14 protein-coding genes are annotated in these 16001 nt (G+C 61.7%); 6 read left to right on the plus strand and 8 right to left on the minus strand.

Annotated features, from left to right (window positions below; all coding sequences use genetic code 11):
• The first annotated feature begins 62 nt into the window (after positions 1–62).
• Entirely contained in the window at positions 63–1025 is a 963-nt protein-coding gene (locus D109_RS0130610; protein WP_026078324.1) for a zinc-binding dehydrogenase, read from the plus strand.
• Between the two features lie 476 nt (positions 1026–1501).
• On the opposite strand, the gene D109_RS1000000133525 is transcribed toward D109_RS0130610, so the two are convergent.
• The 3 genes from D109_RS1000000133525 to D109_RS0130625 all read right to left on the minus strand — a co-directional run bounded on the left by D109_RS1000000133525 (position 1502) and on the right by D109_RS0130625 (position 3250).
• Positions 1502–1834 carry a LysR substrate-binding domain-containing protein gene (locus D109_RS1000000133525; protein WP_017480266.1) on the minus strand — a complete coding sequence of 111 codons (333 nt, stop codon included), beginning with the start codon at positions 1832–1834 and terminating at the stop codon, positions 1502–1504.
• A 21-nt stretch (positions 1835–1855) separates the two neighbouring features.
• Complete coding sequence (locus D109_RS0130620) at positions 1856–2710, minus strand: NmrA family NAD(P)-binding protein (RefSeq protein WP_017480267.1); 855 nt, start codon at positions 2708–2710, stop codon at positions 1856–1858.
• Positions 2711–2806: 96 nt separating this feature from the next.
• Entirely contained in the window at positions 2807–3250 is a 444-nt protein-coding gene (locus tag D109_RS0130625; RefSeq protein WP_008433323.1) for an Lrp/AsnC family transcriptional regulator, read from the minus strand.
• A 130-nt stretch (positions 3251–3380) separates the two neighbouring features.
• Between D109_RS0130625 and D109_RS0130630 the strand changes: the two genes are divergently transcribed.
• On the plus strand, positions 3381–4280 hold the full coding sequence (locus D109_RS0130630) for a DMT family transporter (RefSeq protein ID WP_017480268.1): 900 nt from the start codon (positions 3381–3383) through the stop codon (positions 4278–4280).
• Positions 4281–4299: 19 nt separating this feature from the next.
• Here D109_RS0130630 and D109_RS0130635 read toward each other — a convergent pair whose 3' ends face one another.
• Entirely contained in the window at positions 4300–6288 is a 1989-nt protein-coding gene (locus D109_RS0130635) for a U32 family peptidase (RefSeq protein ID WP_017480269.1), read from the minus strand.
• A 228-nt stretch (positions 6289–6516) separates the two neighbouring features.
• Positions 6517–6897, minus strand: a complete 381-nt coding sequence (locus D109_RS0130645; protein WP_017480270.1) for a RidA family protein — start codon at positions 6895–6897, stop codon at positions 6517–6519.
• A gap of 554 nt (positions 6898–7451) precedes the next feature.
• Here D109_RS0130645 and D109_RS0130650 point away from each other — a divergent pair.
• Positions 7452–8393, plus strand: coding sequence for a cupin (locus tag D109_RS0130650; protein ID WP_017480271.1), 942 nt, complete (start codon positions 7452–7454; stop codon positions 8391–8393).
• On the opposite strand, the gene D109_RS0130655 is transcribed toward D109_RS0130650, so the two are convergent.
• The 3 genes from D109_RS0130655 to D109_RS0130665 are packed head-to-tail and all read right to left on the minus strand — an operon-like array spanning position 8386 to position 11850.
• On the minus strand, positions 8386–9300 hold the full coding sequence (locus D109_RS0130655; protein WP_017480272.1) for a LysR family transcriptional regulator: 915 nt from the start codon (positions 9298–9300) through the stop codon (positions 8386–8388). The two genes, D109_RS0130650 and D109_RS0130655, sit on opposite strands and share 8 nt — an antisense overlap.
• Positions 9301–9334: 34 nt before the next feature.
• The gene (locus D109_RS0130660; protein ID WP_017480273.1) at positions 9335–10057 is read right to left on the minus strand and encodes a FadR/GntR family transcriptional regulator; all 723 of its coding nucleotides are present in this window, start codon (positions 10055–10057) and stop codon (positions 9335–9337) included.
• 56 nt (positions 10058–10113) lie between these two features.
• A complete protein-coding gene (locus tag D109_RS0130665) occupies positions 10114–11850 on the minus strand; it encodes an IlvD/Edd family dehydratase (RefSeq protein WP_017480274.1) in 1737 nt (578 codons plus the stop codon).
• Positions 11851–12042: 192 nt separating this feature from the next.
• Between D109_RS0130665 and D109_RS0130670 the strand changes: the two genes are divergently transcribed.
• The 3 genes from D109_RS0130670 to D109_RS0130680 are packed head-to-tail and all read left to right on the plus strand — an operon-like array spanning position 12043 to position 15971.
• Positions 12043–13365, plus strand: coding sequence for an MFS transporter (locus tag D109_RS0130670; RefSeq protein ID WP_017480275.1), 1323 nt, complete (start codon positions 12043–12045; stop codon positions 13363–13365).
• A 21-nt stretch (positions 13366–13386) separates the two neighbouring features.
• Positions 13387–14379, plus strand: coding sequence for an AraD1 family protein (gene araD1 / locus D109_RS0130675; protein WP_017480276.1), 993 nt, complete (start codon positions 13387–13389; stop codon positions 14377–14379).
• 11 nt (positions 14380–14390) lie between these two features.
• Positions 14391–15971, plus strand: coding sequence for an aldehyde dehydrogenase (NADP(+)) (locus D109_RS0130680; protein ID WP_017480277.1), 1581 nt, complete (start codon positions 14391–14393; stop codon positions 15969–15971).
• Positions 15972–16001 lie beyond the last annotated feature (30 nt).

The following is a 16001-nucleotide window of genomic DNA, read 5'->3' on the forward strand; positions in this document are numbered from 1 at the left end:
CATAATGCAAAAAGCCCGGCGCTACAGCAACGGGCTCAGTCCAGACTCACTATGGAGGCACTGTGAAAGCATTGCAAGGCGTTGAAGGTCATGTGGAGTGGCAAGACGAGCCGAGTCCTACATGTGATGTAGGCCAAGTTCGCATTCGTGTGGCGGCTGCGGGCCTGAATCGGGCGGATTTATTACAGCGTTCAGGGCTCTATCCACCGCCTCCTGGCGCCAGTCAGGTGTTGGGCCTGGAGTGTTCCGGGGTGATCAGCGAAGTCGGCGCTGGTTCGTCGTGGCAGGTGGGTGATCGTGTTTGCGCCTTGCTGGCTGGTGGCGGGATGGCCGAGGAAGTGGTGGTGGACGCGCGTCATGTGCTGCCGGTGCCGGAGGGCGTGTCCCTGGTGGAAGCGGCCGGGTTGCCCGAGGTGTACAGCACTGCGTGGCTGAATCTGTTCCAGCTGGCGGGCCTCAAGCCTGGGGAGAAGGTGCTGTTGCATGCTGGCGCCAGTGGCGTGGGGTCGGCGGCGATTCAGTTGTGCAAGGCGTTTGGTAGCCCGTGTTGGGTCAGCGTGGGGTCGGCGGATCGCCTGGCGTACTGTGAGGCGCTGGGGGCTCAGGGGGGTGTGGTACGTACTGACGGCATCGAGGGCTTGAGGGATTTTGGACCGTTCGATGTGATTCTTGACCCGGTGGGGGGGAATTACGCGGCGCTGAATCTCAAGCTGGCGGCGCGTGATGGCCGTTGGGTGTTGATTGGGTTGATGGGCGGCCGTGAGGCGCAGATCGACCTGGCGCAGGTGTTGGCCAAGCGTGTGCAGGTGTTGGGGTCGACGTTGCGTAGCCGGGATGATCAGTTCAAGGCTGACCTGTTCAGCGACTTGAGCCAGCATGTTTGGCCGTTGTTTGCCGAGGGCCGTTTGAGTCCGCAATTGGCCAAGACATTTCCGATCAAGGATGCCGAGGCTGCGTTTGCTGAGCTGGCGACTAATCAGATTTCCGGGAAGCTGGTGTTGGTGATTGACGAAAGCCTGGCCTGATTTCAGAGGTGACATTTGTGTTGGGGCTGAGTTGGATGGGTGTATATCCGTTATTTAGGTAACGGCCGCCTAGGGTTCCGCTCTTACAGCGGCTCACTTTTGAAAAGCGCAAAAGTAAGCAAAACGCTCTTGCCCCACCACTCGGCTCCTCGCCTAGGCTCGGAGTGCCCTCACTCCGGCTTTGGACCGTGGGCCGCCGTCATGGGCCATCCCTGGCCCAGGACGGCTAACCCGGCGTCCTGCCGGGTTACCCACGCTCCAAAGCCTGCGTTCGGCCAGCGTGGTTTAACGGGGCGCCTAAGATCAAGATCAAAAGCAAGATCAAGAGCACAGCGGCCTACCGGCCGGCTTGAGTGTTAAAAGCAAAGGCAAAATCTAAAGCGGGCACGGTCAAATGTGGGAGCTGGCTTGTCGGGTCGCCGCATCGCTGCGATGGCATCACCTCGGTTTATCTGAAAAAACCAGTTGTCTGCGATCTATGTAGCAGCCTGGGTCAATAACCAGTCGCGGAACACCTGTACTTTTGCCAGCTCGCTAGACTCTGGCCGGAACACAATATCGTAGGCCAGGGCCACGGCGCTTTTGACCTCGCCAAACGGGCGGATCAGACGCCCGGATGCCAGGTCGTCGCGCACCATGACGCTGCGGCCTAGCGCGATGCCTTGTCCTTCGATCGCGGCGTGACTGCCGGGCGTAACTGATCGAAAACTCAGCGTGTGGCGAGGGAGCTTGCTCCCGCTGGGCTGCGCAGCGGCCCCAAAAATCGTGGGAGCGCTTCGCACTCCAGCGGGAGCAAGCCCCCTCGCCACAAAAAGCCCTCCAGCCCAGGTTTAGACGTTGGCAGCCAGTTCGCGCAGCACCTTGAGCAACGTGGTCTCACCCTTGACCACGTCCGCCTGCTCAAAGCAGATCCAACCTTCGTTAAACCCATCAATCATGCGCATGCGCGGCATTGGATTCTGCGCGCCTTGCTCACGAAACATCGGCTCCCACGCATCGCGAGGCACCACCTGTGCAGTCACACCGCGACCAAGCACTTCGGTCAAGGTGCGGGCGATGTCTTTCGGGCTGACCCTCTGACCTTCCAGCTCAACCACACGGCGGCCAGTCCAGTGTTGCAGCAGCAGTTGGGCGGCGAGGCGGCCGACGTCGGCGGTGGCGATCATCGGTACGGTTTTGTCCAGCGGTTGCAGGAAGCTGTGGATCACCCCGTGTTGACGGGCCGTGGCGATGTCATAGGCGGCGTTTTCCATAAACCAGCCCGGGCGCAGGAAGGTCACCGGAACGTTCAGCGCGCTTAGCGCCTGTTCCATCAGCGTGCGTTGGGTCAGCAGGTTAAGGTGTTCGGCCTGGGCGCCTATGGTCGACAGGCACACCACTTTTTGCGGTGCCGCCGCCTCGATGGCTTGGGCAACGGCGGCAATCACCTTGCGCGCCTCGGGGAAGCCGGGCTCCGGATCAAAATCCGAAGGCGGCAGGATGAACACGCCAGTGGCGCCCTTGAATGCTTCGGTGAGGGCGGCGGCATCGTCCATATTGGCGATGGCGACCTCGCAACCGAGGGCGGCCCATTCGGCGCCTTTGCGGGCATCGCGAATGACTGCGCGTACGGGTTGACGATCGTTGAGGAGAAAGCGCGCCAGGGCGCCGCCGACTTTGCCTGTGATTCCGGTGATGACATACATGGTGTTTACGCCTGTTGTTCCAATGGGTGGATCAAGCATAAACACCGCACTGTATGGACAGAATAGCGATCCCGTCACTGCATCAGTGACTCAAAATCACGAATCCCCCAATGGCGGCAACCGGCGTTTGACCGGGGTTTTCTTGACGATGGCGGTGTTGGTTTCGGCATACGCATTGAGCCGGTCAAGCAGGGTGTCCAGTTGGTCCATGGTGCGCACGTGCAGACGTGCGATGAAGCAGTCATCGCCGGTCACCTTGTCGCATTCGGTGAACTCCGGGATTGCCTGGATCTGGCGCTCCACTTCCTGCAGTTTCCCGGGCAGCGGGCGAATGCGCACGATGGCTTGCAGTAGATAGCCAAAATGCTTGGGGTCAATGTCCACGGTGTAGTTCTTCAAGACGCCGCGCTCTTCCAGGCGCCGCAGTCGCTCACCGACACTGGGGGAGGAGAGGCCGGTGATGCCCGCCAATGCCTTGAGGGACAGACGCGAATCATCCATCAGCGCGGCAATCAGTTGCTGGTCAATGCTGTCAATCATGGTCGCTCCGAAAGCGATTGCTCAGGTTTGCCTAATAAGAATAGGCGAAATGCTAGGTTCGCCTTATTTAGAATCTGGAGTCGCTATCGGCCAGATTGCCATAATTGAGCCTCACTTGAGGAGCTCAATCATGGACAAATCCATACGTCGCGGTTCATGGGAAATGGTCGCCGCCATGCTCATATCCGGCACCATCGGCTGGTTCGTGCTGGTGTCGGGCGTGCCGGTGGTCGAAGTGGTGTTCTGGCGCTGCGTGATCGGCGCGCTGACGTTGCTGGTGGTGTGCGGGTTGCTGGGGTATCTGCGCCTGGACTTGCTGAGCTACACCAAGCTCGGGCTGGCGATGCTCAGCGGCGTGGCGATTGTGGGCAATTGGTTGCTGCTGTTCGAGTCTTATGCTCGGGCTTCAATCTCCATCAGCACGGCGGTGTATAACGTCCAGCCGTTCATGCTGGTGCTGCTGGCGGCGGTGTTCCTGGGCGAGAAAATCACCGTGCAGAAGCTCGCCTGGCTGAGCATGGCGTTCGTGGGAATGCTCGCGATCGTCACCGCCCATGGCAGTCAGCAAAACACTGGGGATGACTACCTGGTGGGTGTGGCATTGGCCCTGGGCGCGGCGTTTCTGTATGCGATTGCGGCGCTGATCATCAAGCGCCTGAAGGAAGTGCCGCCACATTTGATGGCGTTGATCCAGGTGAGCACGGGCGCCTTGTTGCTGGTACCGCTGATGCAGTGGCACAGCCTGTCTGCATCGATGGATGCTTGGGCGGCACTGTTGACGCTGGGCGTGGTGCACACCGGCTTGATGTACGTATTGCTGTATGGCGCGATCCAGAAGTTACCGACGGCAATCACCGGCGCGCTGTCGTTTATCTACCCGATCGCGGCAATCTTCGTCGACTGGATTGCCTTTGGGCACCGCCTGGGCTGGCTGCAATGGCTGGGCGTGGCGGCGATTCTGCTGGCGGCGGCAGGGTTGCAGCGGGGTTGGTGGTGGCGTTCGAAAACAGCGGTGAGCGTCACGCCGTAGCATGACGCTCACCGGCGACTCAGTGTGCGCCGCGCGGGATGGTCTTGAGCAGGTCGTCCGGGCTGATATAACCCACCACGCTGCCCGGCTGCGGCAGGCCGAGGATGTGGCCCTTGATCTTGCCGATCACATGCATCTCGCACGGCTTGCAGTCGAACTTCAGCGTCAGCACTTCATCGCCGTGAATCAGCTGCATTGGCGCGACTTTGGTCTTCACCCCCGTCACACCCTTGGCCTGTTTAGGGCAGAGGTTGAACGAGAAGCGCAGGCAGTGCTTGGTGATCATCACCGGCACTTCGCCGGTTTCTTCGTGGGCTTCGTACGCCGCGTCGATCAGTTGCACGCCATGGCGGTGATAGAAGTCGCGGGCCTTCTGGTTGTAGACGTTGGCCAGGAACGACAGGTGCGATTCCGGGTACACCGGCGGCGGCGTGGTTTCCGCCTTGCGGCCGCCCCGTGGGTGAGCCTGGATACGCGCCTCGGTCAGCGCCTCGATCACTTCACGGCGCAAGGCCTTGAGCTGCGAGTTCGGGATGAAGAACGCCTGTGGTGCATCCAGCTCGATCGCGGTGGCGTGGTACTGGGTGGTGCCCAGCTGGCCCAGCAAGTCCCGCAGGGTTTCCAGGGCCTGTTCCGGCTTGTTGGCCACGCCAAACGGACCGGGCAGGGCGACGCTGGCGCTCATGCCTTCTTCGCTGGTGACGGTCAGTTCCAGGCGGTCTTCCTGCAGGCGAGCCGCCCAGGACACACCGATACGGCGCTCGGCGGAAGTCTTCAGCAAAGCCTGCTGCCAGTTATGGTCCAGGTTGCGGTTCAACGGATGATTCGGCCGCAGTTGATGCAGGCCAGCCGGCATCTCATTGGGCTCGACGCGGTAGCGGTAGCGCTTCTCGCCGTCTTCTTCGAACTCGCCTTTTGGCTCGGCGATGTTCGCGCGGAAACCCACCACTTCGCGCTTGATCAGCACATTGAGGCCGTCGCCGTTGGACAGCGGCTCATGGGTGATCACTTGCAAGTCACGCTTGCCGGCTTTCTCCACCACACCCACCGGCAGGCCGGTAAAGGTTGGGGTGTCGAAGGCGCCAATGTCGACCTTGCGGTCGGTGACGAAGTAGTCGGTGCTGCCACGGTGGAAGGTCTTTTCCGGGTCCGGCAGGAAGAAATGCGCAGTGCGACCGCTGGAAGCGCGAGCCAGGTCCGGGCGGTCTTCGAGAATCTCGTCCAGGCGCTGACGGTAATAGGCGGTGATGTTCTTCACATAGCCCATGTCCTTGTAGCGGCCTTCGATCTTGAATGAACGCACGCCGGCATCCACCAGGGCGCGCAGGTTGGCGCTCTGGTTGTTGTCTTTCATCGACAACAGGTGCTTTTCAAAGGCAACCACACGGCCCTGGTCATCTTTCAAGGTGTAGGGCAGGCGGCAGGCCTGGGAGCAATCGCCGCGGTTGGCGCTGCGGCCATTCTGGGCGTGGGAGATGTTGCACTGGCCGGAGAAGGCCACGCACAAGGCGCCGTGGATGAAAAACTCGATGGCGGCATCGGTTTCATCGGCAATCGCCCGGATCTCTTGCAGGTTCAGCTCACGGGCCAACACCAGTTGCGAGAACCCGGCCTGGTCGAGGAACTTTGCCCGGCCCAAAGTGCGGATGTCGGTCTGGGTGCTGGCGTGCAGTTCGATGGGCGGGATATCCAGCTCCATCACCCCCAGGTCCTGGACGATCAGCGCGTCGACGCCGGCATCGTAAAGCTCGTGGATCAGCTTGCGCGCCGGCTCCAGCTCGTTGTCGTGCAGGATCGTGTTGATGGTGGTGAACACCCGCGCATGGTAGCGCCGGGCGAACTCCACCAACTGCGCGATATCGCTCACGTCGTTGCAGGCGTTATGGCGCGCGCCGAAACTCGGGCCGCCGATGTACACGGCGTCGGCGCCATGCAGGATGGCCTCGCGGGCGATGGCAACATCGCGGGCAGGGCTGAGCAATTCCAGGTGATGCTTGGGCAAGGACATAGTTTTTTTAGTCAGGCTTGTCACGGAGGCGGGCATTGTAGCTGTGAAATGCCTGATCGACATCTATCAAGCCTCCCAAGTTGGAACGCACTCAACTGTGGGAGCCGGGCTTGCCCGCGATGCAGACACCGCGGTGTATCAGTTACACCGAGGCGATCCCATCGCAGCCTCGCTGGGGCTCGACAGCTCCCACATTTGATCATCGTTGGTTGATATAGAGCGTTTGGCTCAACCCTTGGCGGCCATCGCCGTGACTTCCACTCGCATGCCTTCTACGGCCAGGGCGGCAACACCAACCGCCGCACGCACCGGCCAAGGCTTGGCGAAGTAGCGCTTGTAGACTTCGTTGAACGCGGCGCGGTCGGCCATGTCGGTCAGATAAATGGTCAGGTGCATGACCCGGTCGATCGAACTGCCGGCACGTTCCAGGGCCACCTTGAGGGCTTGCAGGGTGCATGCGCTTTGCAGGGTGATGTCGCCCAGTTCGAGGCTGCCGTCGGCGCGGGTAGGGATTTGCGTGGAGACGAGAATACCGTTGAAGCCGATGACGTCGGAGGAGATGGAATCCGGGTCGAGGTCGGGGGTGAAGGCGAGGTCGTGGTTGGCCATGGGGGTCTCTTGCAGGGTGGAAGACATAAGGCCGGTATCGTCCCTGAAAAAAGAGCTCGGGGCAAACTCGGGCCTTTCCAGCGTTACAGCAAAGTAAACGGGGAGTCCACGATCAACCGTGTTTGCTTAACTCTGGTTGTTATTTGCCCGGATAGATTAATCGCCAATAGTTGCTTAAGTTAAAGAACCAGTGAAGGCTTGGTTAAACTCGATTAATTAAAATTCACTAGGCTCTGGCCCACGCTGCTGTAACTTTAACCGTGTCTTAGCCGCTCTGCTTCGACAACATCCTTTGGTTTGCCGCCGCAGTCTCTGCGGCGGATTTTTTATGGGCGCTGATGTATATATATTTAACTGATTTATAAAGTGGCACTTTGATAGTTGGCTGGATCGAACTATCAATACACCGAGACGATTTCGTGCCTGCCCCATTTCGCACAACTGCTGTGCAAGATGAGGGATTAATCCACCACCGCCGAATGCCTATAGTTCTCTCACCGCCGCAACGCCCCACGGGCCGTTGCGAAATCCAGCCGTAGATTGAGGTGATCATAATGAACAGCGAATTCAAGCCTGATGTGACCGATACCCAACCCCTGCACCTGCTCGACGCTGAGTACTTCGAATACAGCAAGGCCGCCAACCCCATCAGCGCCAACCTGATCACTCGCATTCCCTACCACAGCTTCCCGGCCTCGCTGTATGACAGCGGCCCGTCCCGGGTGGTCCCGCTGGACCTCAGCGAGGCACTGGGCTGCGAAGGCCCTGCGACCGGGCCGGGGCTGTGTGCGAACTTCATGCGCCTGAACGCAGGCGACACGCTGGAGCTGCAACCCAACGCCACCTCACAGGTGTTTTATGTCATCGCCGGGGAGGGCAGTGTGGTCCAGGGCGAGCACCGCATCGAATGGTCCAAAGGCTGCTTCATCGCGCTGCCAGGCCTGCAGCAAGCGCAGTTCAGTGCTTCTGAGGATGCGCGCCTGTACTACGTGCACGATGAGCCGCTGTTGCGTTACCTGGGCGTGACTCGCAGCACCGATCGCTTCGTGCCGACGCTGTATCCCGCAGCACTGGCCAACGCAAAACTGCGCGAAGCCGCCGATGATCCCCGCGCCCAGGACCGCAGCCGTATCAGCATCCTGCTGGGCAATCGCCACTTCCCGCAGACCCGTACCGTGACCCATGTGCTGTGGGCGATGTACGGCATCCTGCCCGCCGGGTCGATTCAAAAGCCGCACCGGCACCAGTCGATTGCGCTGGATTTCATCATCGATTGCCCAAAGGGTTGCTACTCGCTGGTGGGCACCGAACTGGACGCCGATGGCCAAATCCGCAATCCGGTGCGGGTCGACTGGTCCCCGGGGCTGGCGTTCGTCACTCCCCCAGGCTACTGGCATGCTCACTTCAACGAGTCCGACACTGAAGCTTTCCTGATTCCGATCCAGGACGCCGGGCTGCAAACCTACCTGCGGTCGCTGGATATCCGCTTCAGTTGAGCCGTTTCCAGTGCGGTGTTTCGCCCAACTGCTCGACGATAAAGTCGATGAAGCACCGCACTTTGGAAGACACGATGCGCTTGGGTGGATAGACGAACCACACCGCCGGTTCACGGCCGGCGATCCGGACAGTCCACTCTGGCAGCCACAACTCCAGCTCGCCGGCCTCAATGCCCTTGGCCACCAGCCAATCGGGCAGCAAGGCAAACCCCAGGCCTTGTTGCGCGGCGATCAGCTGTGCGTCGAGGTCGTTGATCCGGATAGCGTCTTTGTGCACCAGCGGCGACACCTCATGCCCGTTGGCAAACGCGATATCCGCCGCGATATCCCGCCCCAGAATCACCGGCAGCGCCGCCAGTTCCGAAGGCGCGGACGGCGCCGGATACTCCCGGCAAAACGCCGGGCTGGCCACCAGCCGATAGCGCTCATCGCAGATCTTGCGTGCCTTCAACGTGGAATCCGCCAGGGTGCCAATGCGGATCGCCAAGTCGGCGCCGGCATGAATCAGGTTGACGTGGCTGTCGTCCAGCACCAGTTCCAGCTTGATCTGCGGGTAGCGGGCCAGGAAGGCATTCAAGGTGGGAAGGATATGGTGACGGGCAAAGGCGGGCGGCAGGTTGAGCTTGAGTACGCCCCGTGGTTGTTCGTTCAGTGCGGAGGTGGCGGCCTTGGCTTGTTCGAGTTCATCCAGTACCCGGCGTGCGTGCATCAGAAACGTCTGGCCACCCTCAGTCAGGTGCAGCGTGCGCGTAGAGCGGTTGAACAAGGCGATGCCGAGGTCCTGTTCAAGGTCCTTCACGTAACGGGAAACCGTGGAGGCCTTGATGCCAAGCCGGTCGGCGGCGCGGGAGAAGTTATTGCCCTCGGCGGCTTCGACAAAGGCGGTTAACGCAGCGAAGTAATCCAAGGGCGGCCTCGATCTTGACGGTGGGTTGCCTGGCCTACAGCGGCGTCAGCACATTCATCACGGTGTCCAGCGCCACCCGGGTATCGTCCAGTTGCACCAGGGAGGCATGCCGTGCGCCGAGGGCGTCACGGTTCTTGATCGCGGTGAGGATCGCCTTGTGCCGGGGCAGGCTGAGGCCCTGGATGTCGGGGCGGCGGTTGGTGATGTTGATGGACTCGCGAAGTGGCAGCGACAGCATGTTGCACATGTAGGCCAGCAAGTCGTTGCGGGTGGCATCGGCAATTGCGCGGTGGAAGTCCAGGTCGGCCTGTAACAGCGCGTCGTGGGTATTGGCAGTTTCCATGCCGAGGTAGGCTTTTTCGATGATGGCAATGTCGGCGTCGGTGGCGGTGGTCGCGGCCATGGCGGCGATTTCCGGCTCGAGGATCCGGCGTACACCGGCCAGGGTATTGAAAAACTCGCTGTGGGGCGTCGACTGCATCAGCCAGGACAGCACGTCCGGGTCCAGCAAGTGCCACTGCACCCGAGGGCGCACCACGGCGCCGACCTTGGGCTTGGACATCACCAGGCCCTTGGCGCTCAGCACCCGAGTCGCCTCACGCAATACCGAGCGGCTGACCTTGTACTCCTCGCACAAGGTGGCCTCCATGGGCAATCGTTCTTCCGGCTTGAAGCGTCCGGAAACGATGTGCATGCCCAAGTCCTGAACGATTTGGGCGTGCATGCTCTTGCGCGGCTTGGTCGGCTGCTGATCCATAACAGGGAGGCTACTCTGGCGAAATACGCGGCATCATAGCACTGCTCCCGTCCCAATTAGTGGGAATGACGCGGCACTTCCGCACCACGGCAGCCCACCAGGAAGTCGAAGTCGCAGCCCTGGTCTGCCTGCAGTACATGGTCGATGTACAACTGCCGGTAGCCCCCGACAATCAGCTGCTGCGGCGGCGCGAGGTCGGCCATACGCGCCGCCAGTTCGGCGTCCGGGATGTCCAGGTGCAGGCGGCCGTTGGCGCAATCGAGTTCGATCCAGTCGCCTTCCTTGACCGTCGCCAATGGACCGCCGGCCGCGGCTTCCGGTGCCACGTGCAGCACCACGGTGCCGTAGGCCGTGCCGCTCATGCGTGCATCGGAAATCCGCACCATGTCGGTCACGCCCTGGGCCAGCAGTTTCGCCGGCAAGCCCATGTTGCCGACTTCCGCCATGCCCGGGTAACCCTTGGGCCCGCAGTTTTTCATCACCAGGATCGAGTTGGCATCCACGTCCAGCTCCGGGTCGTTGATCCGCTCCTTGTACATGTCGAAGTTCTCGAATACGACTGCACGCCCGCGATGCTGCATCAGTTCGGGGCTGGCAGCCGAAGGCTTGAGTACTGCACCGAGTGGCGCGAGGTTGCCCCGCAGCACACAAATGCCGCCGTCGGCGCGGATCGGATTGTCGAGGGTGCGGATCACTTCGTCCTGGCCGTAGATCGGCGCTTCCCGGGTGTTTTCCCCAAGGGACTTGCCGTTGACGGTCAAGGCGTTCGGGTGCGGGATCAGATTGGCTTCACCGAGGCGGCGCAGCACCGCCGGCAGGCCGCCGGCGTAGTAGAACTCTTCCATCAGGAAGCGCCCGGACGGTTGCAGGTCGACGATGGTCGGCATGCCGCGCCCCATGCGGGTCCAGTCGTCCAGGTCGAGCTCGACGCCGATACGCCCGGCGATGGCTTTCAGGTGAATCACCGCGTTGGTGGAGCCGCCGATGGCTGCGTTGACACGGATCGCGTTTTCGAACGCCTCCTTGGTCAGGATCTTCGACAGTTTCAAGTCTTCACGCACCATCTCCACCGCACGCATGCCGGACATGTGCGCCAGCACATAACGCCGCGCGTCCACCGCCGGAATCGCCGCGTTGTGGGGCAGGGAAGTGCCGAGGGCTTCGGCCATACAGGCCATGGTCGAGGCGGTGCCCATGGTGTTGCAGGTGCCCGCCGAGCGGGACATGCCGCCTTCGGCCGCGAGGAAATCGTCGAGGGTGATGGTGCCCGCCTTGACCTGTTCGCTGAGCTGCCACACCACGGTACCCGAGCCGATGTCCTGGCCCTTGTGCTTGCCGTTGAGCATCGGCCCGCCGGTGACAACGATTGCCGGCACGTCGCAACTGGCGGCACCCATCAATAGCGCCGGGGTGGTTTTGTCACAGCCGGTCAGCAGCACCACGCCGTCGATGGGGTTGCCGCGTATGGCTTCCTCCACGTCCATGCTGGCCAGGTTGCGGGTGAGCATCGCCGTGGGGCGCAGGTTCGATTCGCCGTTGGAAAACACCGGGAACTCCACGGGAAAGCCACCGGCTTCGATCACGCCGCGTTTCACATGCTCGGCAATCTGGCGGAAGTGCGCGTTGCAGGGCGTCAGTTCCGACCAGGTGTTGCAGATCCCGATGATCGGCTTGCCATGGAACTGATGATCGGCAATTCCCTGGTTTTTCATCCAGCTGCGGTACATGAAGCCGTTTTTGTCGGCGGTACCAAACCAGCTGGCGGAGCGCAGGACGGGCTTTTTCTCGGACATGGCTGACTCTCTTATTGTAAGACTATATCGATCTAATCCTGGCTTAACATAGGCGCAAATTCGAAGCTTTGGAAGTATTGTTGATTAAATAGTATTACTATATAGTCCGATTCAACGAGGCCTGGCCCTGGCGGTTTTTCGCGAGAGGCGACCCGCAACGCTCTATAAAAATAACAATCGGAGACTGCTCACATGAGCCAGGAACAGCGGCTGATACGTCGCATCACGCTGAAACTGATTCCCTTCCTGATCTTGCTGTACCTGATTGCCTACGTGGATCGCTCGGCCGTGGGCTTCGCCAAATTGCACATGGGCGCGGATGTCGGCATCGGCGATGCGGCGTATGGCTTGGGGGCAGGGCTGTTCTTTATTGGTTACTTCCTGTTGGAAATCCCCAGCAACCTGATGCTCGACCGTTTCGGTGCCCGGCGCTGGTTTGCGCGGATCATGGTCACCTGGGGCGCCATCACCATCGGCATGGCGTTCGTCCAGGGTCCCCACAGTTTCTATGTGATGCGCTTTCTGCTGGGCGCCGCCGAGGCCGGGTTCTTCCCGGGCGTCCTCTACTACATCACCCAGTGGTTCCCGGTGCGTCATCGCGGCAAGATCCTCGGGTTGTTCATCCTGTCCCAGCCCATCGCCATGATGATCACCGGCCCCGTGGCGGGCGGCTTGCTCGGCATGGACGGGATCCTCGGCCTGCACGGCTGGCAGTGGTTGTTCATCGTCATCGGCACCCCGGCGATCCTGCTGACCTGGCCGGTGCTGCGTTACCTGCCGGACGGCCCGCAACAGGTCAAATGGATGGACCAGGCCGAGAAGGACTGGCTCACCGGCGAGCTGGCCAAAGACCTGCAAGCCTACGGCCAGACCCGGCACGGCAACCCGCTGCATGCCCTGAAGGACAAACGCGTGTTGCTGCTGGCGCTGTTCTACCTGCCGGTGACCTTGAGCATTTATGGCCTGGGCCTGTGGCTGCCGACCTTGATCAAGCAGTTCGGCGGCAGCGACCTGACCACCGGGTTTGTGTCGGCGGTGCCCTACATCTTCGGGATCATCGGTCTGCTGATCGTCCCGCGCAGTTCCGATCGCCTGAATGATCGCTACGGCCACCTCGCGGTGCTCTACGTGTTGGGCGCCATCGGCCTGTTCCTCAGCGCCTGGCTGACAGCGCCGCTGTGGCAACTGGCAGCGCTGTGCCTGGTGGCGTTCGCGCTGTTCTCTTGCACGGCGGTGTTCTGGACCTTGCCGGGACGTTTCTTTGCCGGCGCGAGTGCAGCGGCGGGCATCGCCTTGATCAACTCGGTGGGCAACCTCGGCGGCTACATCGGGCCGTTCGTGATCGGCGCCCTCAAGGAGTACACCGGCAACCTTGCGTCGGGCCTGTACTTCCTGGCGTGCGTGATGCTGTTCGGGGTGGTGCTGACGGCTGTGGTCTATCGGCTGTTGGAGCGCAAGCACGTACTGCCGCCGGACCAGTTCGCCGCCAGCGCCCGTGGCGCCACCCGTACTTAATTGGCAATCAGGAGAACACTCATGGGTTTAGTGCAGTTTGAATTGAACAACGGCGAACGCCGGGTCGGCGTGGTCGAGGGCGATCAGGTACGCGAGGTGCGCGCCGCACGCACGGTACGCGACCTGGCACTCGCCGCCATCGAGGCCGGCGTGACCTTGCAACAGCACATAGACCACCTCGGCCTGGGCGAGCGCCACGCCTATGCCGAACTGCTGGCCGGGCACAGGATCCTGCCACCGCTGGATCACCCGGACCCGGCGCACACGCTGGTCAGCGGTACTGGCTTGACCCACTTGGGCAGTGCGTCGGCGCGGGACAAGATGCACCAGAACGCCAGTGACGAGAGTGCGATGACCGACAGCATGCGCATCTTCAAATGGGGCGTGGAGGGCGGCAAGCCCGCTTCTGGCCAGACCGGTGTACAACCGGAGTGGTTCTACAAAGGCGACGGCAGCATTGTGGTGCGCCCGGGCCAGCCATTCCCGTGGCCGGCGTTTGCCGAAGACGCCGGTGAAGAGCCGGAAATTGCCGGGCTGTACGTAATTGGTCACGACAGCAAGCCGTATCGCCTGGGCTACGCGGTGGGCAACGAGTTTTCCGACCACGTGATGGAACGCAAGAATTACCTGTACCTGGCACACTCCAAATTGCGCAGTTGCAGCTATGGTCCCGAATTGCGCCTGGGTGAACTGCCCCAGCACCTGGCGGGCACCAGCCGTATCCTGCGCAACGGCGAGGTGCTGTGGCAGCACGAATTCCTCAGTGGCGAAGCCAACATGTGCCACAGCCTCGAGAACCTTGAATACCACCATTTCAAATACACCCAGTTCCTGCGCCCAGGTGATGTGCATATCCACTTTTTCGGCACCGCAACCTTGTCGTTTGCCGACGGCATTCGTACCCAGCCAGGCGATGTGTTTGAAATCAGCCAGGCCGAATTCGGCGCGCCCTTGATCAACGGCATTGCCGTGGCCAATGGCGGCGTGGCACCTGGCGGCATAGGCACCCTTTGAAGGAGACAGGCATGACCCGGATTTACGGCCACAACTACATCGGCGGCCAGCGCAGCGCTGCCGGCAGCGTCACACTGCACAGCGTCGACGCCACTACCGGCGAAGCGTTGCCCTATGATTTCTACCAGGCGACGGCGCAGGAAGTCGACGCGGCAGCCAACGCCGCAGCAGCGGCTTACCCGGCTTATCGCAGCCTGAGCGCGCAACATCGTGCGTCGTTCCTGGAGGCGATAGCCGATGAGCTGGACGTCCTTGGCGATGACTTTATCGCCCTGGTCTGCCGCGAAACGGCATTGCCCGCCGGACGTATCCAGGGCGAACGCGGCCGCACCAGCGGCCAGATGCGGCTGTTCGCCAAGGTGCTGCGGCGCGGTGATTTCTACGGGGCGCGGATCGATCTGGCGCTGCCGGATCGTCAGCCCTTGCCACGCCCGGACTTGCGCCAATACCGCATCGGTCTCGGGCCGGTCGCGGTGTTCGGCGCAAGCAATTTTCCCTTGGCCTTTTCCACTGCCGGAGGTGACACCGCCGCCGCGCTGGCGGCCGGCTGCCCGGTGGTGTTCAAGGCCCACAGCGGCCACATGGCCACTGCCGAGCGTGTCGCCGATGCAATCCTGCGGGCGGCGCAGAGCACCGGGATGCCCGACGGCGTGTTCAATATGATCTTCGGCGGCGGGGTGGGTGAAGCACTGGTCAAGCACCCGGCGATCCGCGCCGTGGGTTTCACCGGCTCGCTCAAGGGGGGCCGGGCCCTGTGTGATATGGCGGCGGCACGTCCGCAACCGATCCCGGTGTTCGCCGAGATGTCCAGCATCAACCCGGTGATCGTCTTGCCCCAGGCCCTGCAAACCCGGGCAGACACCATCGCCCGCGACCTGGTGGCGTCGGTAGTGCAAGGGTGTGGCCAGTTCTGCACGAACCCAGGCCTGGTGATCGGGATTGCATCGCCAGCGTTCACAGCCTTCACCCAACAGGTCGCCCAACTGATCGGCGACCAACCGGCGCAAACCATGCTCAATGCCGGCACCTTGAGCAGCTACGGCAAAGGCCTGCACACACTGCTCGCCCATCCTGGCATCGAGCACCTGGCGGGCCAGGCGCAGGCCGGCAATCAGGCGCAGCCACAGCTGTTCAAAGCGGATGCCCGCCTGCTGATCAACGGCGATGAAGTGCTGCAGGAAGAAGTGTTCGGCCCCACCACCGTGTTCGTGGAAGTCGCCGATCAGGCGCAATTGAGTGCTGCGTTGCACGGCCTGCATGGCCAACTGACGGCGACGATCATTGGCGAGCAGGCGGATTTCACCCAGTTTGGTGAGTTGACGCCGCTGCTGGAACAAAAGGTCGGCCGCATCCTGCTCAACGGTTACCCCACGGGCGTCGAGGTGTGTGACGCGATGGTCCACGGCGGGCCGTACCCTGCAACGTCCGATGCCCGTGGCACCTCGGTGGGCACCCTGGCAATCGAGCGTTTTCTGCGACCTGTGTGCTTTCAGAACTACCCTGATAGCCTGCTCCCCGACGCGCTGAAGAATGCCAACCCGTTGCGCATTCAGCGTCTGGTAGATGGGCAGCCGTCGCGGGACGCGCTGTAACCGGTACCACCTGAAAACAACAAGAAAGCA

This window comes from Pseudomonas sp. PAMC 26793, from assembly GCF_000313235.1.
GTDB lineage: Bacteria > Pseudomonadota > Gammaproteobacteria > Pseudomonadales > Pseudomonadaceae > Aquipseudomonas > Aquipseudomonas yamanorum.